This window comes from Herbiconiux sp. A18JL235, from assembly GCF_040939305.1.
Classification (GTDB): domain Bacteria; phylum Actinomycetota; class Actinomycetes; order Actinomycetales; family Microbacteriaceae; genus Herbiconiux.
In genome coordinates this window covers 1058427-1083897 of record NZ_CP162511.1, presented here as the reverse complement: position 1 = coordinate 1083897, position 25471 = coordinate 1058427, and the positions used below count along the sequence as shown (strand labels likewise).

Annotated in this window: 25 protein-coding genes, 1 tRNA gene and 1 pseudogene; 7 read left to right on the top strand and 20 right to left on the bottom strand. The window is 70.5% G+C overall.

Features of this window, described 5'->3' with window-relative positions:
• The first annotated feature begins 1 nt into the window (after window position 1).
• From ABFY20_RS05035 to ribH, 3 genes are all read left to right on the top strand, one after another.
• Window positions 2-688 carry a riboflavin synthase gene (locus ABFY20_RS05035; protein WP_368498846.1) on the top strand — a complete coding sequence of 229 codons (687 nt, stop codon included), beginning with the start codon at window positions 2-4 and terminating at the stop codon, window positions 686-688.
• Complete coding sequence (gene ribA / locus ABFY20_RS05030) at window positions 685-2046, top strand: GTP cyclohydrolase II (protein WP_368498845.1); 1362 nt, start codon at window positions 685-687, stop codon at window positions 2044-2046. The genes ABFY20_RS05035 and ribA overlap by 4 nt, the downstream gene beginning before the upstream one ends.
• A 76-nt stretch (window positions 2047-2122) precedes the next feature.
• On the top strand, window positions 2123-2608 hold the full coding sequence (ribH, locus tag ABFY20_RS05025) for a 6,7-dimethyl-8-ribityllumazine synthase (RefSeq protein ID WP_368498844.1): 486 nt from the start codon (window positions 2123-2125) through the stop codon (window positions 2606-2608).
• Window positions 2609-2618: 10 nt separating this feature from the next.
• Here the strand turns inward: ribH and ABFY20_RS05020 are convergent, their stop codons facing one another.
• Entirely contained in the window at window positions 2619-3431 is an 813-nt protein-coding gene (locus ABFY20_RS05020) for a ribokinase (RefSeq protein ID WP_368498843.1), read from the bottom strand.
• A gap of 167 nt (window positions 3432-3598) precedes the next feature.
• Here ABFY20_RS05020 and ABFY20_RS05015 point away from each other — a divergent pair, with 167 nt between their 5' ends.
• From ABFY20_RS05015 to ABFY20_RS05005, 3 genes and pseudogenes are all read left to right on the top strand, one after another.
• Window positions 3599-5008 (top strand): MFS transporter, encoded by a 1410-nt coding sequence (locus ABFY20_RS05015; protein ID WP_368498842.1) that lies wholly within the window; start codon window positions 3599-3601, stop codon window positions 5006-5008.
• 89 nt (window positions 5009-5097) lie between these two features.
• Window positions 5098-5313: a hypothetical protein gene (locus ABFY20_RS05010; RefSeq protein ID WP_368498841.1), complete on the top strand. Its 216-nt coding sequence runs from the start codon at window positions 5098-5100 to the stop codon at window positions 5311-5313.
• Window positions 5314-5483: 170 nt separating this feature from the next.
• Window positions 5484-7396: pseudogene (locus ABFY20_RS05005) on the top strand (ABC transporter ATP-binding protein).
• 87 nt (window positions 7397-7483) lie between these two features.
• On the opposite strand, the gene ABFY20_RS05000 reads toward ABFY20_RS05005, so the two are convergent.
• From ABFY20_RS05000 to topA, 14 genes are all read right to left on the bottom strand, one after another.
• Window positions 7484-8272: a hypothetical protein gene (locus ABFY20_RS05000; RefSeq protein ID WP_368498840.1), complete on the bottom strand. Its 789-nt coding sequence runs from the start codon at window positions 8270-8272 to the stop codon at window positions 7484-7486.
• Entirely contained in the window at window positions 8269-9174 is a 906-nt protein-coding gene (locus ABFY20_RS04995) for an ABC transporter ATP-binding protein (protein ID WP_368498839.1), read from the bottom strand. Before ABFY20_RS04995 ends, ABFY20_RS05000 begins: the two co-directional genes overlap by 4 nt.
• On the bottom strand, window positions 9171-9548 hold the full coding sequence (locus ABFY20_RS04990) for a GntR family transcriptional regulator (RefSeq protein ID WP_368498838.1): 378 nt from the start codon (window positions 9546-9548) through the stop codon (window positions 9171-9173). The genes ABFY20_RS04995 and ABFY20_RS04990 overlap by 4 nt, the downstream gene beginning before the upstream one ends.
• Window positions 9549-9671: 123 nt before the next feature.
• On the bottom strand, window positions 9672-10265 hold the full coding sequence (locus ABFY20_RS04985) for an isochorismatase family protein (RefSeq protein WP_368498837.1): 594 nt from the start codon (window positions 10263-10265) through the stop codon (window positions 9672-9674).
• 59 nt (window positions 10266-10324) lie between these two features.
• The gene (gene dacB / locus ABFY20_RS04980; RefSeq protein WP_368498836.1) at window positions 10325-11779 is read right to left on the bottom strand and encodes a D-alanyl-D-alanine carboxypeptidase/D-alanyl-D-alanine-endopeptidase; all 1455 of its coding nucleotides are present in this window, start codon (window positions 11777-11779) and stop codon (window positions 10325-10327) included.
• 33 nt (window positions 11780-11812) lie between these two features.
• A complete protein-coding gene (locus tag ABFY20_RS04975; RefSeq protein WP_368498835.1) occupies window positions 11813-12793 on the bottom strand; it encodes a Gfo/Idh/MocA family protein in 981 nt (326 codons plus the stop codon).
• Between the two features lie 66 nt (window positions 12794-12859).
• Entirely contained in the window at window positions 12860-13024 is a 165-nt protein-coding gene (locus ABFY20_RS04970) for a hypothetical protein (protein ID WP_368498834.1), read from the bottom strand.
• 119 nt (window positions 13025-13143) lie between these two features.
• Window positions 13144-13860, bottom strand: coding sequence for a hypothetical protein (locus tag ABFY20_RS04965; RefSeq protein ID WP_368498833.1), 717 nt, complete (start codon window positions 13858-13860; stop codon window positions 13144-13146).
• 170 nt (window positions 13861-14030) lie between these two features.
• A tRNA-Thr gene (locus ABFY20_RS04960) sits at window positions 14031-14106 on the bottom strand.
• A gap of 99 nt (window positions 14107-14205) precedes the next feature.
• The gene (locus ABFY20_RS04955; RefSeq protein ID WP_368498832.1) at window positions 14206-14877 is read right to left on the bottom strand and encodes a TetR family transcriptional regulator; all 672 of its coding nucleotides are present in this window, start codon (window positions 14875-14877) and stop codon (window positions 14206-14208) included.
• Between the two features lie 34 nt (window positions 14878-14911).
• Window positions 14912-16468, bottom strand: coding sequence for an alpha/beta hydrolase (locus tag ABFY20_RS04950; protein WP_368498831.1), 1557 nt, complete (start codon window positions 16466-16468; stop codon window positions 14912-14914).
• An 11-nt stretch (window positions 16469-16479) separates the two neighbouring features.
• Complete coding sequence (locus ABFY20_RS04945; protein WP_368498830.1) at window positions 16480-17700, bottom strand: DNA polymerase III subunit delta'; 1221 nt, start codon at window positions 17698-17700, stop codon at window positions 16480-16482.
• Between the two features lie 38 nt (window positions 17701-17738).
• Window positions 17739-18383 carry a dTMP kinase gene (gene tmk, locus ABFY20_RS04940; protein WP_368498829.1) on the bottom strand — a complete coding sequence of 215 codons (645 nt, stop codon included), beginning with the start codon at window positions 18381-18383 and terminating at the stop codon, window positions 17739-17741.
• Window positions 18380-21274: a type I DNA topoisomerase gene (gene topA, locus ABFY20_RS04935; RefSeq protein WP_368498828.1), complete on the bottom strand. Its 2895-nt coding sequence runs from the start codon at window positions 21272-21274 to the stop codon at window positions 18380-18382. The genes tmk and topA overlap by 4 nt, the downstream gene beginning before the upstream one ends.
• A gap of 181 nt (window positions 21275-21455) precedes the next feature.
• Here topA and ABFY20_RS04930 point away from each other — a divergent pair, with 181 nt between their 5' ends.
• The gene (locus ABFY20_RS04930; RefSeq protein WP_368498827.1) at window positions 21456-21689 is read left to right on the top strand and encodes a hypothetical protein; all 234 of its coding nucleotides are present in this window, start codon (window positions 21456-21458) and stop codon (window positions 21687-21689) included.
• Here ABFY20_RS04930 and ABFY20_RS04925 read toward each other — a convergent pair.
• The 5 genes from ABFY20_RS04925 to ABFY20_RS04905 all read right to left on the bottom strand — a co-directional run bounded on the left by ABFY20_RS04925 (window position 21665) and on the right by ABFY20_RS04905 (window position 25463).
• Window positions 21665-22060: a hypothetical protein gene (locus tag ABFY20_RS04925; RefSeq protein ID WP_368498826.1), complete on the bottom strand. Its 396-nt coding sequence runs from the start codon at window positions 22058-22060 to the stop codon at window positions 21665-21667. The two genes, ABFY20_RS04930 and ABFY20_RS04925, sit on opposite strands and share 25 nt — an antisense overlap.
• Window positions 22057-22392 carry a TadE family type IV pilus minor pilin gene (locus ABFY20_RS04920; RefSeq protein WP_368498825.1) on the bottom strand — a complete coding sequence of 112 codons (336 nt, stop codon included), beginning with the start codon at window positions 22390-22392 and terminating at the stop codon, window positions 22057-22059. The genes ABFY20_RS04925 and ABFY20_RS04920 overlap by 4 nt, the downstream gene beginning before the upstream one ends.
• A 483-nt stretch (window positions 22393-22875) precedes the next feature.
• Complete coding sequence (locus ABFY20_RS04915; RefSeq protein WP_368498824.1) at window positions 22876-23160, bottom strand: DUF4244 domain-containing protein; 285 nt, start codon at window positions 23158-23160, stop codon at window positions 22876-22878.
• A 64-nt stretch (window positions 23161-23224) separates the two neighbouring features.
• Complete coding sequence (locus ABFY20_RS04910) at window positions 23225-24382, bottom strand: type II secretion system F family protein (RefSeq protein WP_368498823.1); 1158 nt, start codon at window positions 24380-24382, stop codon at window positions 23225-23227.
• The gene (locus ABFY20_RS04905) at window positions 24366-25463 is read right to left on the bottom strand and encodes a CpaF family protein (protein ID WP_368498822.1); all 1098 of its coding nucleotides are present in this window, start codon (window positions 25461-25463) and stop codon (window positions 24366-24368) included. Before ABFY20_RS04905 ends, ABFY20_RS04910 begins: the two co-directional genes overlap by 17 nt.
• Window positions 25464-25471 lie beyond the last annotated feature (8 nt).

Sequence of the window (25471 nt, the reverse complement as noted above, 5' to 3'; positions counted from 1 at the left end):
CATGTTCACCGGACTCATCGAGGAGCAGGGCGAGATCCTCGCCCTCGACCGCACGCCCGACGCCGTCGTCATCACCGTGCGCGCACCACTGGCCGTGAGCGACGCGAAGCACGGCGACTCCATCGCGGTGTCGGGTGTGTGCCTCACCGTCGTCGAGCAGACGGACGACAGCTTCACCGCCGACGTCATGGCGCAGACCCTCGCCATGAGCACCATCGGCGGCCTCACCGTCGGCGACCGCGTCAACCTCGAACGCGCCGCCCGCGTGGGCGACCGCCTCGGCGGCCACATCGTGCAGGGCCACATCGACGGCACCGGCACGGTGCTCGCCGTCACGCCGGGCGAGGCCTGGAGCGTGCTGCGGATCAGCCTGCCGCGCGACCTCGCGCCGCTCGTCGTCGACAAGGGCTCGATCGCCGTCTCCGGAGTCTCGCTCACCGTCTCGGCGATCGGCCACACGGGCGACAGCGACGCGGGCCACGGCGCCGCGGGCGGGGGCGACACGGACGGCGCCGCGGGCGGCGGAACGGATGCGCAGCACTGGTTCGAGGTCTCCCTCATTCCCGAGACGCTCAGCGCCACCACCCTCGGCGCTCTCACGGTCGGCGACCGCGTCAACCTCGAGACCGACGTTCTCGCCCGGCACGTCGAGCGCCTGGTCTCGTTCGCGGGCGGGAGCGCGTCATGACCTCCTTCTCCCCCATGTCCGAGGTGCTCGACGCACTGCGCGCGGGCCGCCCGGTGATCGTCTCCGACGCCGCCGACCGCGAGAACGAGGGCGATGCCATCCTCTCGGCCGCCCTCGCGAGCACCGAGTGGATCGCGTGGATGGTGCGCAACACCTCCGGCTACCTCTGCGCGCCGCTGCCGGGCGAGCTCGCCGACCGGCTCGCCCTCCCGCCCATGGTCGTGAACAACGAAGACACCCGCCGCACCGCCTACACGATCACCGTCGACGCCTCGGCGGGCGTGACGACCGGCATCAGCGCCCACGACCGCGCGCTCACCCTCAACCGGCTCGCCGATGCGGCGGCGACCCCGGCGTCGTTCATCCGCCCCGGACATGTGCTGCCGGTGCGCGCCGTCGACGGCGGGGTGCGCGAGCGCGCCGGGCACACGGAAGCGGCCGTCGAGCTGATGCGTGCCGCGGGCCTGCCGCCCGTCGGGGTGATCGGCGAGATGATCGCCGACGACGGCTCCGCCATGGTGATGGACGAGCTGCAGCAGGTCGCCGCGCGCGAGAAGTTGCCGATCACCACGATCGAGCTCCTCATCGAGTGGCTGGACGAGCAGGACGGGATCGGCGCGGGCGCGGCCACACCGGCCACACCGGCCACTGCGACGAACGCTCCCGGCGGTGTGGCCGATGCGGCCGCCGCCGACCTCGTCGTCGAGCCGGCAGCATCCACCGGCCCGCACAGCGCATCCGAAGCGCGCGTGCAGTTCGAGGTCGAGACGACGGTGCCCACCACCCACGGACCGCTCCGGATGCGCGCCTACCGCGACCTCAAGACCGGCACCGACCACATCGCCATCGTCTCCGACGCGCCCGCCGGCGCCGCGCTCGACCCTGGTCATGCACCGCTCGTGCGGGTTCACTCGGAGTGCCTCACCGGTGAGGCGTTCGGGTCGCTGAAGTGCGAGTGCGGCCCGCAGCTCGACACCTCGCTCGATCTGATCGCCGAGCACGGAGGTGTTGTGGTGTACCTTCGCGGTCACGAGGGGCGCGGCATCGGCCTGGTCAACAAGCTGCGCGCCTATCGGCTGCAGGAAGACGGGCTCGACACCTTCGACGCCAATGTCGCCCTCGGCCTTCCCGCCGATGCGCGTGACTACGGGGCGGCGGTGGCGATCCTCGACGATCTGGGGGCCTCGAGCATCAGGCTGCTCACCAACAACCCCGAGAAGGTGCGGCAGCTCGAGGAGCACGGCATCGTCGTGACCGAACGCGTGCCCCTCGTGGTCGGCGAGACGCCGCAGAACCGGCAGTACCTCGACACCAAACGCGACCGCATGGGGCACCTGCTGCCCACCAGCGCCGTCTGATCAGTCCGCGTCTGCGCGGTCGAACCCACGGCGATCAACGCCACCGAGTCTCACCCACCACGAAAGGAACACGCCCATGAGCGGAGCAGGAGCCCCCACCCTCGACACCGAGCTCGACGGCACCGGCCTCAACGTCACCATCGTCGCCGGAACCTGGCACACCGAGATCACCGACGGCCTGCTCGCCGGGGCGCGCCGGGCGCTGGCCGCCGCGAACGTGACGGTGAGCGAGGTGCGCGTGGCGGGCAGCTTCGAGCTGCCCGTCGTGTCGAAGGTCGCGCTCGAGAGCGGGGCGGATGCGGTGGTCGCCCTGGGGGTGATCATCCGCGGCGGTACGCCCCACTTCGAGTACGTGTCGGATGCCGCGACGTCGGGGCTGACGCAGGTGAGCATCCTCACCGGCAAGCCCGTGGGCTTCGGGGTACTGACCCTCGACGACGAGCAGCAGGGACTCGATCGCGCCGGACTCCCCGGCTCGAAGGAGGACAAGGGCCGCGAGGCCGCCGAGGCCGCCGTCGCCACCGCCCTCACCCTGAAGGCCCTCCGCCCCCCGCGCGACTAGGCGCGCGCGGTCAGGGCTGCGCGCCGAGCCAGGTGACCGAGAGGGCAGCGGCCGCCGAGGCGGCCTCCATCGCGTCGGCGTCGGCGACGCCCGCGGCGAGCGCCGCCGCGAGGGTGCCGCAGTAGCTGTCGCCGGCTCCGGTGGTGTCGACGACGGCAGCAGCCTTCTGGGCGGGCACGATGTTCTGCCCCCAGCGCGACCCCTCGCTCCCCAGCGTGACGAGCACCGAGCGCGGCACCAGGTCGTCGGCCCAGAGCAGGGCGTTCTCGTGCTTGTTCACCACGACCGGGTCGGCGAGGTCGAGCACGTCGGCGGGAAGCGGCGCGTAGGGCGCGAGGTTCACCACGCTGCGGGCCCCGCGTGCTGCGGCGATGCGCACCGCCTCGGCGACGACGGCGGTGTCGACCTCGAGCGAGCACAGCAGCACGTCGCCGGGGCCGAGCGACCCGAGAGGGGCGAGGTCGCCCACCGTCACCCGCGCGTTGGCGCCGGGTGACACGATGATGGTGTTCTCGCCCGAACCGTCGACCGCGATGGCGGCGTGCCCGGTGGGCACCCCCGTGGTGCGCGCCACGTGGGTGGTGTCGATGCCGTACGAGGCGAGCCGCTGCAGGTACGCGTCTCCGTCGGCGTCGTCGCCGACCCTGCCCACGAAGCCCACCTTCGCCCCGGCCCGCGCGGCGGCGATCGCCTGGTTGGCGCCCTTGCCGCCGAAGTGCTTCACGACGTCGCCGCCGATGAGCGTCTCCCCGGGTTGCGGGTGCCGCTCCACCTCGACCACGGAGTCGATGTTCAGCGAGCCCAGCACGACGACGGCGCCCATGTGCACCCCTTCCGGTGTCCGATGTCCACCAGCATCCTATGGTGAGCGTAATATTGCTCCTCACGGGTGACCCTCGTTCTTCTGCCAGCGCCGGTGCCCTCTGCGCCGAACCAGCGCACAGCCTCTCCGCGCACCCTCCTTCTTCTTCTCCTCCTCGAAAGCGACCAATGTCCACATCCGTCATCGACGCGCCGTCCGGCCGGGGCGGCGCCGCCGCCACCAATACCCGCGGACGGGTCATCCTCGCCAGCCTCATCGGCACGTCGATCGAGTTCTACGACTTCTACGTCTACGCCACGGCCGCCGTGCTGGTGTTCCCGGCGCTGTTCTTCGCGAACTCCGACCCCACCATCTCGCTCCTGTCGTCGTTCGCCGTGTTCGGTGTCGCGTTCATCGCCCGCCCGGTCGGCTCCATCCTGTTCGGTCACTTCGGCGACCGCATCGGCCGCAAGAAGACCCTGGTCGCTTCCCTTCTCACCATGGGCATCGCGACGGTGCTCATCGGCGCCCTGCCCACCGGCCTCACCCCCGGCTGGGAGATCATCGCCCCCGGTCTGCTGGTGCTGTTCCGCTTCTGCCAGGGTCTCGGCCTCGGCGGCGAGTGGTCGGGCGCGGCGCTGCTGGCCACCGAGAACGCGCCCGAGGGCCGCCGCGCCATCTACGGCACCTTCCCGCAGCTCGGTGCCCCCATCGGCTTCATCATCGCGAACGTCGTCTTCCTCGTGCTGAGCACCACGCTCGACCCCGAGCACTTCCTCGCCTGGGGCTGGCGCGTGCCGTTCCTCGCCAGCGCGGTGCTCGTGATCATCGGTCTCTACGTGCGCTTCAAGCTGGTCGAGACGCCGGCCTTCACGAAGGTCGTCGAGAAGGGCGAGGTGGCGAAGCTCCCCCTCGCGCGCGTGTTCAAGACCAGCTGGCGGCCGCTCATCCTGGGCACGTTCATCATGCTGGCCACCTACGTGCTGTTCTACCTGATGACCACCTTCACCCTCACCTTCGGCACGACCGCCTCCTCGGTCGAGCAGGCGCAGGCGGCGGCCGAGGCGGCCGGCAAGGCCTTCGACCCCTCCACCTTCGTGCCGGGTCTCGGTTACAACCGCAACGACTTCCTCATCATGCTGGTCATCGGCTGCGTGTTCTTCGGCATCTTCACGCTGGTGTCGGGCCCCCTCGCCGAGCGGTTCGGCCGTCGCAACTCGCTGTTCTGGACCACGGTCGGCATCGCCGCCTTCGGCCTGTTCTTCGTGCCGCTGTTCGCGGGCGGGTTCGTCGGCGTGATGGCCCTGCTCATCATCGGCTTCACGCTGATGGGTCTCACCTTCGGCCCGATGGGTTCGACCCTGCCCGAGCTGTTCCCCTCGAACGTGCGGTACACCGGGTCGGCGATCAGCTACAACGTCGCGTCGATCCTCGGCGCCGCGGTCGCCCCCTTCATCGCGGTGGCCCTGTGGCAGGCGGCGAACGGCAGCCCGGCGCTGGTCGGCAACTACCTGTCGCTGATGGCCCTCATCACCCTGGCCGCGCTGTACCTGAGCAAGGAGACGCGCGACCTGGCCTTCGACGACAACGTCAGCTGACGCCGTCTCGTCGTGCGCTTCGCCGACGGCACACGGGCCCGTGTCAACTCACGTTGACGCGGGCCCATTCGTCAACTACGGTTGACATCATGGATGTCACGGATGTGCGAACCCTCGCCGACGACGCCGGCAGCGACGACCCCATCGTCTCGCTCCGGGCGGTGGCCGGCCTGCGGCGCGAACTCGACCGGGTGGAGGCCGTCGCCGTGCGGCGCGCCCGCACCGCCAACGCCTCGTGGCAGCTCATCGCCCTCGCCCTCGGTGTGAGCCGCCAGGCAGTGCACAAGAAGTACGGGCGTCACTAGCCGCCCCCAGACGGCGTCACGGATGCGCGGTGCAGCCGCGGGCATCCGCCCACCACCCGGCGGGCTGAGGCACCCGCCGCCCGCCGGGCCGACGCACCGCCCGCCACCCGCGGGCCCGACCCTCCCACCGCCGCCACCCCCGCCCCGCCGCACGACCCAGAAGGAACAGCATGTCCGACACCACCCGCGCCCCGCGCTCCCGCGGCGGATTCGGCCGCGGCCGCAAGCCCGACGACGGCCCGCGCGCCACGTTCAAGCAGCTGCTGCCGTTCCTGTTCGAGCACAAGAAGGTGCTCGCGCTGGTGATCGCCCTCAGCATCGTCGGCGCGGCGGCGAGCCTCGCCCAGCCGCTCCTGGTGAGCCAGGTCATCACGGTGGTGCGGAGGGTCGCCCGCTCGACATGCTGGTGTGGGCGCTCGTCGTGCTGGTCATCGCCTCTGGCCTCATCTCGGGCTTCCAGCACTACCTGCTGCAGCGCACGGGCACGAGCGTCGTGCTCTCGGCGCGGCGGCAGCTCGTGCACCGCATGCTGCGGCTGCCCATCTCGCAGTTCGACACGCGGCGCACGGGCGACCTGGTGTCACGGGTCGGCTCTGACACGACGTTGCTCTACGCCGTCATCACCCAGGGCCTCGTCGACGCGGTGGGCGGGTCGCTGGTGTTCGTGGGCGCGCTCATCGCGATGCTCATCATCGACCCCGTGCTGCTCGGGCTGACCGTGCTCGTCATCGCCGTCTCGGTGGTGACCGTGGTGAGCATCTCGGGCCGGGTGCGCACCGCGAGCCGCAAGCAGCAGGAGAAGGTGGGAGACCTCGCCGCGGCCGTGGAGCGCTCGATCAGCGCCATCCGCACCGTGCGCGCCTCGAACGCCACCGAGCGCGAGATCGCCGCCGTCGACGCGGATGCGCAGGGCGCCTGGCAGATGGGCGTCAAGGTCGCGAAGATCTCGGCTCTCGTCGTGCCGATCGCGGGCATCGCGCTGCAGGTGTCGTTCCTCGTGGTGCTCGGGGTGGGCGGCTTCCGCGTGGCCTCGGGCGCGATCACGATCGCGAGCCTGGTGTCGTTCATCCTGTTCCTGTTCATGATGATCATGCCGCTCGGCCAGGCCTTCGGCGCCATCAACTCGGTGAACCAGGCGCTCGGGGCGCTGGGGCGCATTCAAGAGATCGTGTCGCTCCCCGTCGAGGGGCAGAACGACCGCGAGCTCGCGCCGCTGGCCACCCCCGGCGAGATCGCGGCGGCGAGGGCGACGGATGCTCCGGCCATCGAGTTCGTCGACGTGCGGTTCCGGTACGCCGAGGGGCGCGTCGCGACGGCGGTGCCGAAGCCGGGCGAAGCAGACGCCGGCGCAGCGGCCGGCGCCGCCTCGGGCGCCGCCCCCGCTCCCGACCCCGACACCGAGGCCGGCGTGCTGCACGGCGTCTCCTTCGCGGCGGGGCGCGGCGAGCGCACCGCGATCGTGGGCCCCTCGGGTGCCGGAAAGAGCACGATCCTCGCCCTCATCGAGCGCTTCTACGACGCCGACTCCGGCTCGGTACTGTTCGGTGGTGTCGACGTGAAGCGACTCGACCGAGAGGCGCTTCGCGCGCAGATCGGCTACGTGGAGCAGGATGCGCCCGTGCTGGCGGGGAGCATCCGTCAGAACCTGCTGCTCGGCTCGCCCGACGCGAGCGACGCCGACTGCGTGAGGGTGCTGCACGAGGTGAACCTCGGCGAGGTGCTCGAGCGCTCGCCCGAGGGTCTCGACGCGGCCGTGGGCGAGGACGGCGTGATGCTCTCGGGCGGCGAGCGCCAGCGGCTCGCGATCGCCCGCGCGCTGCTCGCCGCTCCTCCGGTGCTGCTGCTCGACGAGTCGACCTCGTCGCTCGACGGGCTCAACGAGCAGATGCTCCGCGAGGCCATCGACGCGGTGGCCGAGAACCGCTCGCTCATCGTCATCGCGCACCGGCTGTCGACCGTGGTCGACTCCGACCGCATCGTCGTCGTCGACCACGGGCGCGTCGTGGGCGTCGGCACCCACTCCGAGCTCGTCGCTTCCACCCCCCTCTACCGCGACCTCGCGAAGCACCAGCTCCTCGTCTGACCCGCCGCGACAGAACGCGAAGTGCCCCCTCCGGGTTCGGGAGGCGGCACTTCGCGCTTTCTCGGGGAGTGTGACCCGGCCCGCGCGTCAGCCCTTCGGGGTAGTGCGGCGGAGGATGAGGTACCCGAGCACGCCGCTCAGCGCGGTGGGCACGAGGCTCCACAGCATCACGCCCACGGGGCCGTGCTCGACGAACCACTGGCCGAAGGCGGGCCATCCGTTCGTCAGCGTGATGAGGGCGGCGATGCCGACGAGCAGCAGGATGAGCGAGGCGAAGAACACGAGCATGCCGTTCACCCGCCAGCGCTGGTAGATGGTCGCCACCACCGCGCCGACGAAGAAGAAGAACAGGAACCCTGTGAAGAACAGGAAGAACCGCGTGTACCAGGTCGCGTCGGCCCCGCCGAAGTAGATCGCCGTGAACATCTGGCCATGGAAGCCCCACCCGTTCGTCGCCGTCTCGAGGCCGGCGAGCACGGTCATCCCCGCGGCGTAGAGCGCCGAGAGCAGCACGAAGGCGAGCGAGGTGCCCAGCCAGAAGTCGCGGCGCGTGGTGCTGTAGCCGAGGGCGAACGGGAAGGTGAGCGCCACCGCCTGCACCCCCATCACCGTCATGTAGACGAAGATGTAGAACGAGGCGCCGCTGTACTGCAGTCCGTCGGAGACGTCTTGGCCCGAGCCCGGGCCGGCCGCGCGGCTGATGATCCACCAGATCAAGAAGTTCACCAAGAAGATGAAGCCGAGGATGAGCCACGGCAGCACGAACACCGTGAAGCGGTTGATGAGGTGCAGGCGCAGCACCGGCACGACGCGGCTCGACGTGCGTGGCGCCGCCGGGCGGGAGGGCGTGGTCAAGGAGTCGGTGACGGCGGTCATGCGCTCACCTCGTGGTCTTTCTGCTCGAAGTCGTTCAGGGAGGCGCTCGTCTTCTGCACGACGAGCTGTTGCAGCGACACCGGCGTGAGCTCGAGCCCCGCTGCGGCGGCCTCGGCCCGCTCGGCGGCGTCGAGCCGCCCGATGGTGACGGAGGCGAGTCCGCCGAGGTGGTCGCGGTGCAGCACCTCGCGACCCCGGACGAACGCGTCGACGGCGGTGCGGGTGCCGACGACGGTGGTGGCCGACCCGCGCAGGCTCTCCGCATCCTGATCGAGCAGGATGCGCCCCTCGTCGATGAGCAGCACGTGCTCGAGGAGGTTGGAGACCTCGTCGATGAGGTGGGTGGAGAGGATGACGGTGCGCGGATGCTCGGCGTAGTCGTCGAGGAGGCGGTCGTAGAAGGTCTGCCGGGCCACCGCATCCAGCCCCAGGTAGGGCTCGTCGAAGAACGTCAGCGGCGCCCGCGAGGCGAGACCGACGATGACGCCGATGGAGGAGAGCTGGCCGCGGGACAGCTTCTTGACCGGCCGCTTGAGCGGCACCCGGAAGTCGTCGATGAGGGTGGCGGCGAAGTCGGCGTCCCAGTGCGGGAAGAACCACGGGGCGCTCGCGAAGACGTGCTTCGGGAGGAAGTCGTCGGGGTACTTCTGGCTCTCCTTGATGAAGCTGGTGCGCTGCAGCACGTGGGAGTTCTCGACGGGCGACTCGCCGAACACCCGCACCTCGCCGCTGGTGGCGAACTCCTGGCCGGTGAGCAGCTGCATGAGCGTGGTCTTGCCGGCGCCGTTGCGGCCGAGCAGGCCGCAGATGGTGTTCTCCTCGACGGAGAACGTGACGTCGTCGACGGCGGTGACGCTGCGGTAGTGCTTGGTAAGGCCCCTGACCTCGATGACGGCGCTCATCGTGAGCCTCCTCTGATCATCGCAGCGAGCTCCTCACGCGAGATGCCGAGCTTGTCGGCCTCGGTGACGAGCGGCTGCACGTACTCGGTCTCGAACTGGTCGCGGCGCTTGGCCACGAGGCGGTCACGCGCCCCTTCGGCGACGAACATGCCGATTCCCCTCTTCTTGTAGAGGATCCCCTCGTCGACGAGCAGGTTCACGCCCTTCCCGGCGGTCGCCGGGTTGATGCGGTGGAACGCCGCGAACTCGTTCGTGGAGGGAACCTGGGTCTCTTCGGGGAGCGCGCCCCCGATGATGTCGTTCTCGATCTGCTCGGCGATCTGAACGAAGATCGGTCGTGACTCATCCACGACGACGACCCTTGGTTGGTTCATTACTCATGTAACTAACCAACCAGGTGCGCGCATGGAAGTCAACCCCCGGGGGTCAGCCGGGGGTTGAGAAGGATTTCAGCGGAGAGTTTCGGTTCGGGATGCGCGTCCAGCGCATCCCGAACCTCAGCGCTCGACGAGGTCGGAGGTCACGAGATCGGCGCCCGCGTGCGCGAGTTCGGCAATGGCCGCCCGCGACGTCTCCGGCGACACCCCGGCGATGAGGTCGGTGATGATGCGCACGTGACGGCCGTGCTCGATGGCATCGAGAGCGGATGCGCGCACGCAGTGGTCGGTCGCGAGACCGGCGATGTCGACGTCGGTCACCCCGTTGGCGTCGAGCAGCTCGTGAACGGTGCCGCCCTCCTCCGTGGTGCCCTCGTAGATGGAGTAGGCGGGCTCACCCTGACCTTTGCGCACGTGGTGGTCGATGGCGTTGGTGGTGAGCTCGTCGTGGTACTCGGCGCCCCAGGTGCCCGCGACGCAGTGCACGGGCCAGCTGCTGCGGTAGTCGGGCTCGCCTTCGAGGGCGAAGTGGCCGCCGTTGCTTGACTCGGGGTCGTGCCAGTCGCGCGAAGCGATCACGTAGTCGTAGGCCTCGCGATGCTCGGAGAGCAGCTTCGAGATGCCGTTGGCGACGGCGGTGCCGCCCTCGACCCCCAGCGCACCGCCCTCGATGAAGTCGTTCTGAACGTCGATGATGAACAGCGCTCGTGCCATGGCTCAAGTCTAGAGACGCGGGGCATCGGCGCCCAGCGGTAGGCGAGACGGATGCGGGCTCAGCTGTTCGAGAGCGCGTTGCCGCACTCGTAGACTCCCGTGGTGAGCGCGTCGAGCGCCGCCCTGGCGCTGTCGTCCACGTCGTCGAGGGCGAAGAAGGCGAAGGTGAGCACGGTGCCGTCGGCGGCGTTGACGATGCCCGACAGCGTGTAGCCGGTGTCGATCCACCCGGTCTTCGCGATGACGCTCCCGGCGGCGGGCGAGTCGGTGAAGCGGCCGGCGAGGGTGCCGCTCACCCCACCTACCGGGAGCCCGTCGTAGATGATGCCCAGTTCGCTCTCGTGCGCGTTGATCTTCATGAACAGCCGGGTGAGGAAGTCGGGCGAGACCCCGTTGTCGTCGCTGAGGCCCGAGCCGTCGGCGATGACGAGGCCCGAGGTGTCGAGCCCGTAGCGGGCGAGCGCCTGCGGAATCGCCGTCTGCAGCGCGGCAAAGTCGTTGCCGACGCCGAGCTCCACGGCCACCAGCCGTGCCAGCATCTCGGCTTCGGTGTTGTCGCTGCGCTGCAGCGCATCCGGGATCATCGTCGACAGCGGCGCCGACAGCACCTGACCGAGCTGCGCCGCCCCCGCGGGCGCGAGGCCCTCGGCCAGGGTGGCGCCTGGCACACCAAGGGCGCCGGCGAACGCTTGGCCGGCCGTGAGCACGGCGTTCTCGCTGCGGGTCGAGACGTTCGCCGAGGGCTCGGCACGGTCGCCGTCGACCTGCAGCCCGGTGACCTCCGACGAGTAGCCGTCGTAGAGCTCCTTGCGGTTCCACGACGGCTGCCACCGGTCGCCCGAGAACACGCTCGCGTCGAGCACGATCGAGGTGATGGGGGTTCCCGCCGTCGACGGGTCGGCAGCCCACGCCGCCTGCACCTGAGCGGCGAGGTCGAGCATGCTCGCGGCTCCGGGATAGATGTTGGCCGAGCCGCTCGCGAGGGTGATGTCACCGCCGCCCACCAACACGACCTCGCCCGGGTTCGCGCCCTTCACGACGGTGGTGGGCACCTGGTGAGCCGAACCCAGCACGGCGAGCGCCGCCGCGCTGGTGAGCACCTTCATCACGCTCGCCGTGCGGGCGTAGCTGCCGGCGCCACGATCGAACAGCACCTCGCCCGTGGTGGCGTTGCGCACCGCGCCGAGGAAGGTGCCGAGGCGGCCGTCGAGCGAGAGCCCGGCGACCGAGCAGGTGCGAACGGGCGCCGGCGCGGCCACCGCCTGCGGATGGGCGCGGGGGTCGGGAGTCGGCGTGGGGGTCGGTGTCGGCGTCTGCGTCTGCGTCCGCAGAGGCGCCGAGACCGCCACCGGAGGAGCGGATGCTGTGGTGCCGCCCGCCATCACAGCACCGGCCGCGAAGGCCCCACCCCCCAGCACGAGCGCCACCACGGCGGCAGCGCCGGCCGCCCACAGCCGCGGGCGGCGGGCGATCGACCCCCGGAGGCCGGGGGTGCGGGCGGGAGGAGCCGACATCTCAGCCATGGTACCCGGCGGCTATCGGACTCCCTACTCGCCCGGGTAGCTCAGGCCGATCTGACGGCGCACCTCGTCGAGCACACCCATGATCGCCACCGACTCCTCGAGCGGCAGGATCGGGCTCGAGCTCTCCCCCGCCTCGATGAGGCGCTCGATCTCGTCGGCCTGGTACTGCATCCCACGTGAGACGACGGGCTGCTCGAACCGCTCGATGACGCTGTCGTCGGAGGCGATGACGCTGAACGACGTCGGGGAGTACCACCAAGAATCGATCTCGATTCGTGCATCCGTACCGATGACCGCGGCCCGCACCGGCCCGCGCGCGTCGATGGCGCTCTGCGACATCGACTGGCGCCCACCCTCGTGCTCGAAGATGAGGGCGGTCTGCCGGTCGACACCCGTGCCCGACATGGTGGCGCTCGCGAGGATGCGCGAGGGCAGGCCGAGCACGTCGACGGCGAACGACACGGGATAGATGGCGAGGTCGAGGAGGCCGCCGCCGCCGAGCTCCCGGTTGTTGATGCGGTGCTGCGGGTCGGAGGGCAGCTTCTGGCCGTGGTCGGCGATCACCGTGCGCACGTCGCCGAGGGTGCCATCGGCGATGATCTCGCGCACTCGCACCATGTGCGGGAGGAACCGTGTCCACATCGCCTCCATCACCACTACGCCGGCGTCAGCGGCGGCGGTCTGGACGGCTCTGGCCTCGGCCTCGTTCACTGTGAACGACTTCTCGACGAGCACGTGCTTGCCGGCTGCGATGGCGAGCTGGGCATCCGCCGCGTGGGACGGATGCGGGGTGGCCACGTAGACGACGTCGACATCGGGGTCGGCGACCAGCTCGGCGTAGCTGCCGTGCGCGGTGGCGATGCCGAAGCGGGAGGCGAAGTCGTCGGCCGACGACTCCGTGCGCGAGCCCACGGCCGCCACGGAATGGCCGGTGGCGAGCAGATCGGTGGTGAAGGCCGAGGCGATGCCTCCGGTGCCCACGATTCCCCAGCGGAGTTCGGTCACGGTGAGTCCTTTCTCATCACCTCGACCGTATCCCACGTGGCGCGAGCCCGGCTCACGCAAGGGCGGCTACTTGTAGACGATCGCCGCCCACGCCAGCACTCCGGCGAGGAGAACCAGCACGACGATGAGACCGGCAGTGAGGGCCATCCGCAGTCGTGGACGCTGCGGCTTGTAGTACTTGTCGTACCGTGAGCGGCGTCGGGACCTCCGACGTCTCGTCGTCGAAGGCATGCCTCCACCGTAGGCAGTGCGAGGCGGGCGCAGGTGACGATCGTGTGAACGAGTGCTGAGAATTACCTAGGGCACTAAGTAATCGACACGCGTTGTTCGGGTGCTGCGAGGGCCGGGTCTCAGACTCCGGCGAAGCGGGTGAGGGCCACGTAGGCGAGGGCGCCGGTGCCGGCGAGCAGCACGGTGATGACCGTGATGCGCAGCACGAGGCTGCCGCTCATCCTGTCCCAGCGCGAGTGCAGCTCAGGACGGTAGAAGCGTCCGTGCTTGTCGGCCTTCTCCGAGCGGCTGGTCGCGGCGGACGGCCGCTGACGCACGGCCGGAGCGGGGGCGGCGGTGTCGGATGCAGGACCCACGTGCACATGCCGGCTCGCCGCGACGGGCTCCGCGGGGACGATGGGCTCGAGCGGCGCTGCCGGCTGCACGGCACGGAGGGGGGCGACCGGAGCCACGTCGTCCGCGGGGGTGACGTCGGCCAGAGGGGGCACGGCGCGGAGCGGAGCGACAGGAGTCTCCGCCGGTGCCGGCACGTGTTCGACCGGCGCCGGCACCGCCGCGACGGGGGCCGCTGCGGCTGGTGACGGCGCGGCTGGTGACGGCGCGGCTGGTGACGGCGCGGCTGGTGCCGGCGCGGGCGCTGCCGCCACCGGCGCGGCGGGGGCGGCTGCCGCCACCGCCGCTGCGGGCGCGCCCGTCACCTGGGCCTCGGCGAGTCTCTGCAGGCGCGCGGCGCGGCGGCTCGGGAGTGGCGCAGGGCCGGCCGCGTCGGCGTTCTCGGGGCCAGAGGCCGACGAGAACGACACGAGGTCGTCGAAGGTCAGTTCAGCGTTCGTCATGGTGCTCCGGGGTCGTCTGTCGCGCAACGTTCGGGTTATCGTCGGCTGGTTGTGGTATGTCGACGGGTGTGCGCGAGGTTTCACCATAACCGACACGTGTCGCACCTGCCAAACGCAAAAGCACGTGATACAGGAAAACCCCCGGGCTCTGTGAGCGCCGGGGGCTGAGGTGGGGCCGCCTGTGGGAATCGAACCCACGACCTATTCATTACGAGTGAATCGCTCTGCCGACTGAGCTAAGGCGGCCTGGCCGGCGACTCGCGCACGGCACAGCTACAAAGCATAGCCGAAACCGAGGCGGTCGGCGCACGCTCGATCGTTCGCGCCCCGCAGCGGTGGCGCAGTTCAGCGCGTGCCCTGACAGGAGGGTTCGAGGGGCGGCACGACCTCCCGCAGCCGCGCGTACGAGTGCCTGATGGTCTCGGGCAGCGACTCCGCGTCCGGATGCTCGGCCCAGGCCAACCACGACCCCCGCGCGACGGCCATGGTGACGAGGCCGACCATCCGTGCCTTCTCGGCGAACTCGGTGTCGGGCACCGGCTCGTTGCCCTGTTTCTCGGCGTCGCGTCGCAGGCGGCGCTCGACGGTCTCGGCGATCGAGGCCTCGAACGCACGCATGCGGTCGATGCGCAGGGCGAAGATCTGCGGGTGGTCGTTCATCACCCGGTGGCGCAGGCTGTGCAGCTCGGGGTCGATGCCGCCGTCCTCCTGGGCCTGCACGGCCATCAGCTCGAGCATCTCGCCGAGCGGGTCACCACCCGGCCCCGCCTCGACGAAGGCGGCGATCGCGTCGGCGGTGAGCGAGAACGGCGCGTCGCCGGCGAGCGACGCCTCCTTCGTGGGGAAGTAGTTGAAGAAGGTCCGCGGCGAGACGCCGGCGTCGCGGCTGATCTCATCGATCGTCACCTGGTCGAGGCCGTTCTCGGCGGTGAGACGCAGCACGGCGAGCTGGATGCTGCGCCTCGTCGCTCTCCTCTTGCGCTCACGGAGACCGACCTCTTCGGGTTCGACGGTCATCCCCCCATGATCGCAGACGGGGATGCCCGAACGCTCAGCTGGTGCAGTCGGGGTCGCTGCCCGGCACCGTGCCGTTCAGGAAGTAGTCGTCGACGACAGCCGCCACGCAGCTCGAGGAGTTGTAGGCGGTGTGCCCCTCCCCCTGGAACGTGACGAGGTGGCCGTTGTCGAGCTGGTCGGCGAGGGCCTCGGCCCAGGCGTAGGGCGTGGCCGGGTCGCCGGTGGTGCCGACGACCAGGATGGGATCGGACCCTGCGGCGGTGACCGGCCCGGGAACACGGGTGCTGGGGTAGGGCCACTCCGCGCATCCGATGTCTCCGAAGGTCCAGTACGGGCCGACGGTGGGAGACGCCTCGATGAGCTTCTCGTTCTGCTCGGCCCACACGGCCGGGTCGGTCTGTGCCGGGTAGTCGGCGCAGGAGATGGCGTTGAACGACTCGATGAGGTTGTCGGCGTAGCTGCCGTCGGGGTTGCGGCTGTTGTAGGCGTCGGCGAGCTGGAAGGCGTAGTCGGCCTGACCGTCGGCGACCGACGTGAACAGCGTGTCGAGGTAGGGCCAGCTCGACTCGTTGTACAGCGGGTAGAAGATGGCGGTGAGCAGCGAGCTGGAACCGAGCTCTCGGCCGTCGCTGGAACGCACGGGGCTCTCGTCGACCTGGGCGAGCAGCTTCTGGATTCCGGTCAGCGCCGTGTCGGCGCTGCCGTCGAACCAGCAGTCGGAGCGCGAGGCGCAGTCGGTGAGGTAGCTCTTCAGCGCGTTCTCGAACCCGGCGGCCTGGGAGATGGTGATGTCGAAGCCGCTCGACCGGGGGTCTTCGGCTCCGTCGAGCACCATGCGGCCGACCTTGTCGGGGAAGTTGTCGGCGTAGATCGCCCCGAGGAAGGTGCCGTACGAGTAGCCCAGGTAGTTGAGCTTCGAGTCGCCCACCGCGGCGCGCAGCATGTCGAGGTCGCGGGTGGTGCTCTCGGTGTCGATGTGCTCGAGCAACGGCCCGGTGTTCTCGGCGCACTTGGCACCGAAGTCGGCGGCGGCCTCCGTGTAGGCGGCGAGCCACTCCTTCGAGCCGCGCTCGCCCGGGATGATGTCGTAGAGCCAGGCGTCGCGTTCCTGGTCGGTGAGGCAGCGCACGGCGTCGGAGTGGCCGGTGCCGCGGGGGTCGTAGCCGATGAGGTCGTACGACTGCTGGAGTTCGGGATGCGCGGCGAAGTCGGGCGACTGCTCCACCATGTCGTAGGCGGAGCCGCCCGGGCCACCCGGGTTCACGAAGAGCGACCCGAGGCGGTCGCCCCCCGATGCCGGCTTCTTGATGAGCGCGAGCTCGATGGTGTCGCCGGTCGGGTCGCGCCAGTCGAGCGGCGCGATCGCGGTGGTGCAGAGGAAGGAGCCGCTGCACGGTTGCCACTCGAGCACCTGGCCGTAGAAGCGCTGGAGGTCTGCGGGCACGTCCTCCGCGGTGGGGGTCGACACCGTCGGTGCCGACGGCGAGCCGCCGCGCTGGGCGTCGACGAACCAGGTGACGCAGCCGGAGAGGGCGAGGGCCGTGGCGAGCACGACCGCGACGAGCCCGGTGGTGCGGCTGGCGGATGTCATTCGGCTCACGATCAACCCTTTCGTGCCGCTTGGCGGTTCGACTCAGCGACGGTGACGAGCATCGCCTCCAGCGCGAGGGCGGGAGCGACGTTTGCGGCAATCCTGCGACGCGCATCGGTGATCGCGTCCATCGCCGCGAGGGTCGATGTCGGATCGTTATCGGCGGCGGCCTTCCTTACCCGTTCGGCGATGGCCTCGTTCACGAGTTCGAGACCGGCACCGAGCTGCACGATCACGACGTCGCGGTAGAGGGAGAGGAGGTCGGTGAGGATGCGGTCGATGCCGTCGCGCAGGCTCCTCGTGGCACGGCGCTTCTGGTCGTCTTCGAGCGCTTTCATCTGCCCGCGCAGAGCGGGCGGCACCGGCTGCCCTGGCTCGACGCCGAGCGAACGGAGGGCGGCGGCGCGCTCCTCGGCGTCGCGCTCTTCGGTGATGGCCTGGGCGTCGGCGCCCGCCAGCTCGAGCAGGCGGGCCGCACCGCGCACGGCGTCGCCGACGGTCACGACCTGGAGTGCCAGGTCGAGCGTCTCGGCGCGCCGCCGACGGGCCTCGTCGTTCGTTGCGAGACGATGCGCCATGCCGATGTGACTCTGCGACTCGCGGGCCGCCTGCAGGGCGAGCTCGTGGTCGACGCCGTCTCGGCGCATGACGAGCGACGCGACGTCTTCGGTGCCGGGCACCCGCAGGCGCACCGAGCGCACGCGGGAGCGGATGGTGGGCAGCAGATCGGCCTCGCTCGGGGCGCACAGAATCCAGACCGTGCGCTCGGGCGGCTCCTCCAGCGCTTTAAGCAGCACGTTCGAGGTGCGCTCCGCCATGCGGTCGGCGTCTTCGATCACGACCACCCGGTAGCGGGACACCGAGGGTGAGAACTGTGACGACGAGACGAGCTTGCGCACCTCGTCGATGGTGATGACCACGCGCTCGGTGGCGAGGATCGACAGATCGGGGTGCGTGCGGGAGGCGACCTGTCGGCAGTCGGGGCAGACCCCGCATCCGCCGTTCGGGCACAGCAGCGCCGAGGCGAAGGCGTAGCCGAGGTTCGAACGGCCGGAGCCGGGCGGGCCTGTGATGAGCCACGCGTGTGTCATGGAGTCGGCGGGGCTGGCGCTGGTGCTGGTGCTGGTGCTGGTGCTGGTCGCACCGGAGCGGCCGGCTGCTGCCGACTCGGCGGCGGCACGGAACACCTCGATCGCGGCGTCTTGGCCGGTGAGGTCGTTCCAGACGGTCATGGTGTCAATCTACTGAAGGGGTCTGACAGTGGGCCGGGTCAGCGGGCTCGGGTCGTGTCGCTCGCGGCGAGCAGAGGGGCCACACGCTCGCGCACCTCGGCGGCGATCGTCTCGGCGTCTCGCGCCGCGTCGACGACGAGGAAGCGGTCGGGCTCGTTCCGGGCGAGAGCCAGGAATGCCTCCCGCACTCGCCGGTGGAAGTCGCTCTTCTCGGCCTCGAGACGGTCGAATCGCTTGTTGGCGCCGTCGAGCCGGGCGCGGGCAGCGTCTTCGTCGAGGTCGAGCAGGATGGTGAGGTCGGGCAGCAGCCCCTCCGCAGCCCACAACGACAGCTCGCGGATCTCACCCGCATCGAGTACACGACCAGCGCCCTGGTAGGCGACCGAGGAGTCGAGGTAGCGGTCTTGCACCACGACCTCTCCGCGCTCGAGCGCCGGGCGCACCTTCGTGCTGATGTGATGGGCACGATCGGCCGCGTAGAGGAGCGCTTCGGCGCGCGGGGCGATGTGCCCGCGGCTGTGCAGCACGATCTCGCGCACCTCGTTGCCGATGTCGGTGCCGCCGGGTTCGCGCGTGCGCACCACGGTGCACCCCTGGGCGGCGAGCCACGATTCGAGCAGCTCGGCCTGGGTGGTCTTGCCCGCGCCGTCGCCGCCCTCGAGCGTGATGAACAGGCCGGTCACGGCTGGGGTTCGGCAGCGGGGGCGGGAGCCTTGCGCGTCGTCGTCTTCGCGGCCGTGGTCTTCGCCGAGCTCGTCTTCGCTGCGGAGGTCTTGGCCGCGCTCGACTTGGCCGCCGTCGTCTTGGCCGCCGTCGTCTTCGCAGCGCTCGACTTGGCCGCTACGGGCTTCTTCGCGGCGGCGGGTTTCTTCGCGGCGGGCTTCTTGGCCGCTGCCGCCTTCGCGCGAGGCTTGGCGGGGCCCTTGGCGCGCTTGTCGGCGAGCAGCTGCACCGCGCGCTCGAAATCGATCTCCTCGACGGTCTCACCGCGCGGGATGGTGGCGTTCGTGACGCCGTCGGTGACGTAGGGGCCGAAGCGCCCGTCCTTGACCTTGATCGGCTTGCCGCTCTCGGGGTCGGCGTCGAACTCCTTCAACGCCGACGAAGCACGCCGCGCACCGTACTTGGGCTGGGCGAAGAGTTCGAGCGCGCCCGGGAGGTCGATCTCGAAGATGAGGTCTTCGCTCGTCAGGCTGCGGGTGTCGGTGCCCTTCTTGAGGTAGGGGCCGAACTTGCCGCCCTGGGCGGTGATGGGTTCGCCCGACTCGGGGTCTTCGCCCACCACGCGGGGCAGGTCGAGCAGTCGGAGAGCCGTGTCGAGGTCGATGGTGGCGAGATCCATCGACTTGAACAGGGAGGCGGTTCGCGGTTTCACCGCTGCCGCCGACTTCTTCGCTGCCGGTTTCGCCGCGCCGTCGGCGGGCGCCTCGGGGGCGGCCGGCTCGAGCTCGGTCACGTAGGGGCCGAACCTGCCGTCTTTCGCGACGATCTCCTTGCCGTTCTCGGGGTTGATGCCGATGACGCGGTCGGTGACCACGGGCGCGTCGACCAGCTCGCGCGCCTTCTCGGGCGTGAGCTCGTCGGGAGCGAGGTCTTGCGGCAGGTTGACGCGTCGCGGGGGCGCGTCGAGGTCGCCCGACGGGTCGAGCACCTCGAGGTAGGGGCCGTACTTGCCGATGCGCAGGGTGATGTCGTCGGCGATGGAGACGGAGTTGACGGCGCGCGCGTCGATCTCACCCATGTTGTCGATGACGCTGCGGAGGCCGGGGTGGTCGTCGCTGCCGAAGTAGAAGCCGTTCAGCCAGTCGACCCGGTCTTCTTCACCGCCCGCGATCTTGTCGAGGTCGGCCTCGAGCGCGGCCGTGAAGTCGTAGTCGACGAGCTCGGTGAAGAAGTCTTCCAGCAGGCGCACCACCGAGAAGGCCGTCCAGCTCGGAACGAGGGCCTGACCGCGCGGGGTGACGTAGCCGCGGTCGATGATGGTCGAGATGATCGACGCGTAGGTCGACGGCCGGCCGATGCCGAGCTCGTCGAGCGCCTTCACCAGGCTGGCCTCGGTGTAACGCGGCGGCGGGGTGGTGTCGTGCCCGGCGGCCTCGATGTCGGTGGCGGCGAGCTTCTGGTTCTCGCTGAGGTTCGGCAGCTTCGCCTCCGAGGGCTCGGCCGTGGCGTTGCGCTCTTCGTCTTTCCCCTCCTCGTAGGCGTGAAGGAACCCGCGGAAGGTGATGACGGTACCGGATGCGGAGAACTCGGCGGTGGTCGCACCACCCAGTTCGTCGACCGTGACCGGACCGGCGGCGATCGTGACCGTGGCGGTCGAACCCCGTGCATCCGCCATCTGGGAGGCGACGGTGCGCTTCCAGATGAGGTCGTAGAGCCGGAAGTCGTTGCCGCGGAGCGTGGAGGAGAGCTCGCTCGGAGTCTTGAACACCTCGCCCGCGGGGCGGATGGCCTCGTGAGCCTCTTGCGCGTTCTTGCCCTTACCACTGTAGAGGCGTGGCTTGTCGGGGAGGGTCTCGGCGCCGTAGAGGGCGCTCGCCTGGTTGCGGGCAGCCGTGATCGCCTGCTGCGACAGCGACGGCGAGTCGGTGCGCATGTAGGTGATGTAGCCGTTCTCGTAGAGCGACTGCGCCACGCTCATGGTCTGCCGCGCAGAGAAGCGGAGCTTGCGCGCGGCCTCCTGCTGCAGGGTGGAGGTGGTGAAGGGTGCCGCCGGGCGACGGGTGTAGGGCTTCGACTCGACGGAGGTGACGTGGACGTCGACGCCGTCGGCCTCGAGAGCCGCCGTGAGGGCCTGGGCCGCCGGCTCGTCGAGGGCGATCGCCTTGCCCTTCAGCTTTCCCGACTCGTCGAAGTCGCGGCCCGAGGCCACGCGCTCGCCGTTCAGGCGCACGAGGCGCGCGTCGAAGGCGTCGGTCTGCGGGGCGGTGGCGTCAGGAACGAAGGTGGCCGTGAGGTCCCAGTAGTTGGCCGAGGTGAACGCGAGGCGCTCGCGCTCACGGTCGACGACGAGGCGGGTGGCCGCCGACTGCACCCGACCGGCGCTGAGGCCTGGGCCGACCTTGCGCCAGAGCACCGGGCTCACCTCGTAGCCGTAGAGGCGGTCGAGGATGCGACGGGTCTCCTGCGCGTCGACGAGCGCGTCGTCGATCTGCCGGGTGTTGTCGCGGGCCTGCTCGATGGCTTCGCGGGTGATCTCGTGGAACACCATGCGCTTCACAGGCACCTTGGGCTTCAGCACCTGCAGGAGGTGCCACGCGATGGCCTCGCCTTCGCGGTCTTCATCAGTGGCGAGGTAGAGTTCGTCGGCGCCGGCGAGGGCCCTCTTGAGCTCGGCCACCGTCTTCTTCTTGGCGTCGGAGACGACGTAGTAGGGCTCGAACTTGTTCTCGACGTCGACAGAGAACTTGCCGAGGGAGCCCTTCTTGAGGTCGGCAGGGAGGTTCTTGGGCTCCACCAGGTCGCGGATGTGGCCGACCGAGGCCATCACGTCGAAGCCGTCGCCGAGGTACTGGGCGATGGACTTCACCTTGGTGGGCGACTCGACGATGACGAGCTTTCTCGGGCCTGGCAACTTCACTCCTTATATATGCGACGCGGCGGAACGCGTCAGGCACACCATACACACCCCGGACGGGTGAGAACCTAATCCTCCCGTTCGCCGTGGAAGAACGGGGTTCCGTTGCATCTGGGGAGGAGGAGAGCACAATGGTGGTGACCGCTTCGACGTCGAAGAGGAGACAGGGAGAAACGCCATGTCATCGAGCTCTGCCAGCAGCTACACCGCCAAGTTCACCGACGGGCCACTCGAAGGCAAGACCATCCGCACCGACTTCACCGAGTCGGGTGAACCGCAGGCACGACTCACCATTCCCGCAGCGAGCGCGGAGAAGCAGTACCTCTACCGCCGCTCGAGCGGTCTCGAGTACGCCGCCTCCGGGCGCCCGAGTGCCGTCGATTACCGCTACGTGGAGTCGATCGTCTCCTGAGGGGGCCCCGCGCGGGCTCGCGCCGTGACGGCGAGGCCGACGATGGTCGTCGCCAAGGTAACCGATGCCCTTCCCTCCGCGTCCACAGCGCAGTCCGCGAGTGCGAACCCTACGACGGCCGCTGCTTCGGCGGCGACACCACAGGGTTCACCCGCCACCCGCCCCGATGCGGAGTCGGCCGCCCCGAGCGCTGCGGCGTCGGCAGCGCCGCGAAGCGTCTGAGCGGTCGAGAGCGCCCCGGCCAGCGTGGCGAGCAGACACGCGCTGACTGCGACGGCCACGACGAGCGCGAGTCCGAGCACGCTGCCGCTCCCTTCGTCGTCGGCGTGTGAGACCCGGAACGAAGAGAGCGTTCGAGTCGACGGCCTCACGATGCGGCGTCCCCCGGGGCGGGTGCCCTGTCGTCGAGGGCACACCCGGAAGCGCTCAGCTCGACGTGTTCGTCGAGGAGGGCGATCAAAGGTCGTGCGCGAACGGTGACGCAGACCAGGTGGCCCGTGTTCCACGATTCCGCGCCGGCACCCACCTGCACGTCGGCTACCCGGGCGGCCGCGGCCTCCGCTTCACCCCGCCCGAGAAGGCGTGCCGCATCCGCAGCCGCATCGGCGACGCGCACCTGGAGCGCACCGAGCTGCAGCGCCCCCATCCCGAGCGCGAGCACCACCACCACCGCGGGCAACACCACCGCGAACTCCGCAGTCACCGACCCCCGCTCCTCCTCCGCCCCGCTCAGCACCCGCGTGCAGGCACGCGCCACCCGCGCCGCGGAACGCGCCACCCGCGCCAAGGCACCCGCACCCGGCCCTCGCCCCGCACGACGGGCTCGCGCACACCTCCGCCTCAGTCCTGGGTGCGGAAAGCACTCCCCAAGAGCGCCTCGAGGGCATTTTGCGCGACCAATGTGGGACAGCGCACTGCCCCACTCACGCGTCGGTCGCAGAAAATGCTCCCACTTCGTCGCGAAGCAGCACTTTGCGCGACCAAAGCGCGAGAGGTGGGTGGCGCGTGGTGCGCAGGCGCGCCTCGCGCGACCACCTGGCGGAACGGGAATGATGGGCGACGCCAAGTGCGGCGACACCCGGGTCGACCCGGGCACCGGGGCGTGCGGCGAGACGGGGGCCGTGGGCGGCGCCAGGTGCGGCCACACTCGGGTCGGCCCGGGGGCCGGGGCGAGGGGTGGCACGGGTCAGCCCGCCGACGTGAGGGCGCGGTGGATGAGGTCGGTGAGCATGCCCTTGACGTCGTCGCCCTTCAGGATCACCACGAGCAGGCCGGCGAGGCCTACGGCCGCGAGGGTGGCGATGGCGTACTCCGCGGTGGCGGCGCCTGTGTCATCGGAGAGGTTCGGGACGAGGGCGCGGAATCGCGACCATCGGGAGCGGCTCCGCTCCGAGGTCGCTGGGAGCGAGCGGGCGGGAAGTCGTTCGACGTGGATCGTGGAGAGTGGCGCAGAGGAATGGGACTGAGTCATCGTGGGCTCCTTCAGCTGAGTGGGTGGATCGAAAGGGTGGTCGTGGACGGTGCGCCCTGGCCAGTCAGGCAAAAGTGATGGTGTCGCCAAGGACAGCGAGGAAGGCCGGGACGACAGCGAAGAGGAGGAAGGCGGGGAGCACACAGACGCCGAGCGGGAGCATGAGCCAGACGCCGAGGGAGGCAGCTCGCTCCGCGGCGCGGCGGGAGGCGTCGTGGCGGAGACGGGCGGCATCGCGTCGGAGCAGCGTCGCCGGATGCGCACCCGCGCGCAGGGCCAAGGCCATGGTGTCTCGCGCCTCCGTCTGCCAGCGGTCGCCCTGCGCCGCGGCGAGATCGAAACGGCCGACGGCCATCTCGACGAGGGCCTCGGCGGCATCGGGCGGACATCCGCCACTCAGTGCGACGGCGAGGAGCTCAAGGCCGAGGCCGGGCGTTCCTCCGTCGTCGCGCGCCGCCCGGAGCAGTCGCGCCGACCAGAGCTGCGCCACCGCGAGCAACACGGCACCGCAGCCGAGGCAGAGCCAGCCGACAGCAGTGGTGAAGAGCACGCGTGAGGAGTCGATGCCGATCGCCGAACCGGCCGCCATGGCGATCAGCGGGAGACAGAGCACGAGGCGTGTGGTGGCGCGTGGACCGGCGAGGGCGACGGAGGTGTCGCGTTCGACGGCCGCGGTCGCGGCGAACGACGACGCCATGTCGGAGAGGCACCGGGCGATCGGTGCCCCCGACGCCTCGGCGACGAACCACACGCTCGCGAGAGCAGCCCAGTGACGGCGACGCGACTCGCGTTCACGAGTCGACCGCCCGATCCCCTGAACGGCCGAGCCGACGGGCGAACGGGCAGCACCCCTGGGATCCGCACCCTCACCCGCGCCCACCCCCGCCCCCGCACCGGCACCGGCACCGGCACCAGCACCAGCACCAGCACCAGCACCAGCACCAGCACCAGCACCAGCACCAGCACCAGCACCAGCACCAGCCTCCGCCCCGGCCATCGCACCCGCCTCCGCCATCGCTCCAGAACCTGCACCGGCCCCCGCCACCGCCGCAGGCACCCGCACCCCTGCGCGAATGCGCTCGGCAACCCGAGCGACCGCCACGTCATCACCCACCTCCGCGAGGTACAGCCACGCGTCGCGCGGCCCGACCCCCGCCTCGAGCAGCGCCGCGAGCCGCTCGCACACGGTGGCGAGCGCCTGCGCCTCAGGCTGCCGCTTCACGAAGTCCGCCGATCCGCGAGGCCACGTCATCCGGCGCCGACGACGCAGACGAGACCACGGCAGCACGGGACGGAACCCCGCCCCCACCGAGTTCCCGCACCGCGAGACGATCGCGAGGATCGAGGCAGAGCTCCCCGAACTCCGCGAGCTCGCGGCGCTCGCCCACCCGTCGCAGGTGGCAGACGAGCCCGATCGCGCTCACCGCCTGCCGCGCCACCGCTGCCGCGTCGAGCCCGGCGAGCGCGCCGAGCGCCTCGAGTCGCGCCGGCACGTCGCCGAGGGCGTTGGCGTGAAGGGTGCCGGCCCCTCCGTCGTGCCCGGTGTTGAGGGCCGACAGGAGGTCGCGGATCTCGCCCCCGCGGCACTCGCCGAGCACCAGCCGATCGGGTCGCATCCTGAGCGCCTGGCGCACCAGTTCGGCGAGGCCGATGCCGCCGGCGCCCTCGAGGTTCGGTTGCCTGGCTTCGAGGGCGACAACATGCGGATGCGCGACGCGCAGCTCCGTGACGTCTTCGATGACGACGATGCGTTCAGCGGTCGGTGCACTGCTCAGCACAGCCGACAGGAACGTCGTCTTGCCACTGCCGGCGGCACCCGTGACGAGCAGGTTGGTGCGCCGCCGAACCGCCTCGTCGACGATCCCCCGCCGCGCCGCCGCGTCACGGACGCCGAGGCCCGCACCAGCACGCGCGCCCGAACCCGCCCCCGAGCCCACACCCCCGAAGAACCCCCGCGCCTCGAGATCGTCGAGCGACGGGAACTCCGCCTGCGGCACCCGCACCGACACCAGCGTGCCGCCGACAGCGACGGGCGGCAGCACCACGTGCACCCGGCACCCGGCCACAGTCACGTCGACGCACGGCGTCGACTCGTCGACGTGGCGCCCACCCGCGGCGACGAGCCGCACCGCGAACTCGCGCAGCCGCTGCTCGTTCGGGCACGACCAGCCCGGTTCGCGGCGCGGGCCCCCGCCTCGGTCGACCCACAGTTCGCGATGGCCGTTCACGAACACGTCGGTGACGAGCTCGTCGTCGAGGTAGGGGGCGAGGGGCCCGAAGAGCGCGCTGCGAGGTGATGTCATGCGGCGAC

Bases quoted from the DNA above. Each gene is read 5' to 3' on its own strand.
- ABFY20_RS05035 (WP_368498846.1), top strand. From the start codon at position 2: ATGTTCACCGGACTCATCGAGGAGCAGGGCGAGATCCTCGCCCTCGAC.
- ribA (WP_368498845.1), top strand. From the start codon at position 685: ATGACCTCCTTCTCCCCCATGTCCGAGGTGCTCGACGCACTGCGCGCG.
- ribH (WP_368498844.1), top strand. From the start codon at position 2,123: ATGAGCGGAGCAGGAGCCCCCACCCTCGACACCGAGCTCGACGGCACC.
- ABFY20_RS05020 (WP_368498843.1), bottom strand. From the start codon at position 3,431: ATGGGCGCCGTCGTCGTGCTGGGCTCGCTGAACATCGACTCCGTGGTC.
- ABFY20_RS05015 (WP_368498842.1), top strand. From the start codon at position 3,599: ATGTCCACATCCGTCATCGACGCGCCGTCCGGCCGGGGCGGCGCCGCC.
- ABFY20_RS05010 (WP_368498841.1), top strand. From the start codon at position 5,098: ATGGATGTCACGGATGTGCGAACCCTCGCCGACGACGCCGGCAGCGAC.
- ABFY20_RS05000 (WP_368498840.1), bottom strand. From the start codon at position 8,272: ATGACCGCCGTCACCGACTCCTTGACCACGCCCTCCCGCCCGGCGGCG.
- ABFY20_RS04995 (WP_368498839.1), bottom strand. From the start codon at position 9,174: ATGAGCGCCGTCATCGAGGTCAGGGGCCTTACCAAGCACTACCGCAGC.
- ABFY20_RS04990 (WP_368498838.1), bottom strand. From the start codon at position 9,548: ATGAACCAACCAAGGGTCGTCGTCGTGGATGAGTCACGACCGATCTTC.
- ABFY20_RS04985 (WP_368498837.1), bottom strand. From the start codon at position 10,265: ATGGCACGAGCGCTGTTCATCATCGACGTTCAGAACGACTTCATCGAG.
- dacB (WP_368498836.1), bottom strand. From the start codon at position 11,779: ATGTCGGCTCCTCCCGCCCGCACCCCCGGCCTCCGGGGGTCGATCGCC.
- ABFY20_RS04970 (WP_368498834.1), bottom strand. From the start codon at position 13,024: ATGCCTTCGACGACGAGACGTCGGAGGTCCCGACGCCGCTCACGGTAC.
- ABFY20_RS04965 (WP_368498833.1), bottom strand. From the start codon at position 13,860: ATGACGAACGCTGAACTGACCTTCGACGACCTCGTGTCGTTCTCGTCG.
- ABFY20_RS04955 (WP_368498832.1), bottom strand. From the start codon at position 14,877: ATGACCGTCGAACCCGAAGAGGTCGGTCTCCGTGAGCGCAAGAGGAGA.
- ABFY20_RS04950 (WP_368498831.1), bottom strand. From the start codon at position 16,468: ATGACATCCGCCAGCCGCACCACCGGGCTCGTCGCGGTCGTGCTCGCC.
- ABFY20_RS04945 (WP_368498830.1), bottom strand. From the start codon at position 17,700: ATGACCGTCTGGAACGACCTCACCGGCCAAGACGCCGCGATCGAGGTG.
- ABFY20_RS04930 (WP_368498827.1), top strand. From the start codon at position 21,456: ATGTCATCGAGCTCTGCCAGCAGCTACACCGCCAAGTTCACCGACGGG.
- ABFY20_RS04915 (WP_368498824.1), bottom strand. From the start codon at position 23,160: ATGACTCAGTCCCATTCCTCTGCGCCACTCTCCACGATCCACGTCGAA.
- ABFY20_RS04905 (WP_368498822.1), bottom strand. From the start codon at position 25,463: ATGACATCACCTCGCAGCGCGCTCTTCGGGCCCCTCGCCCCCTACCTC.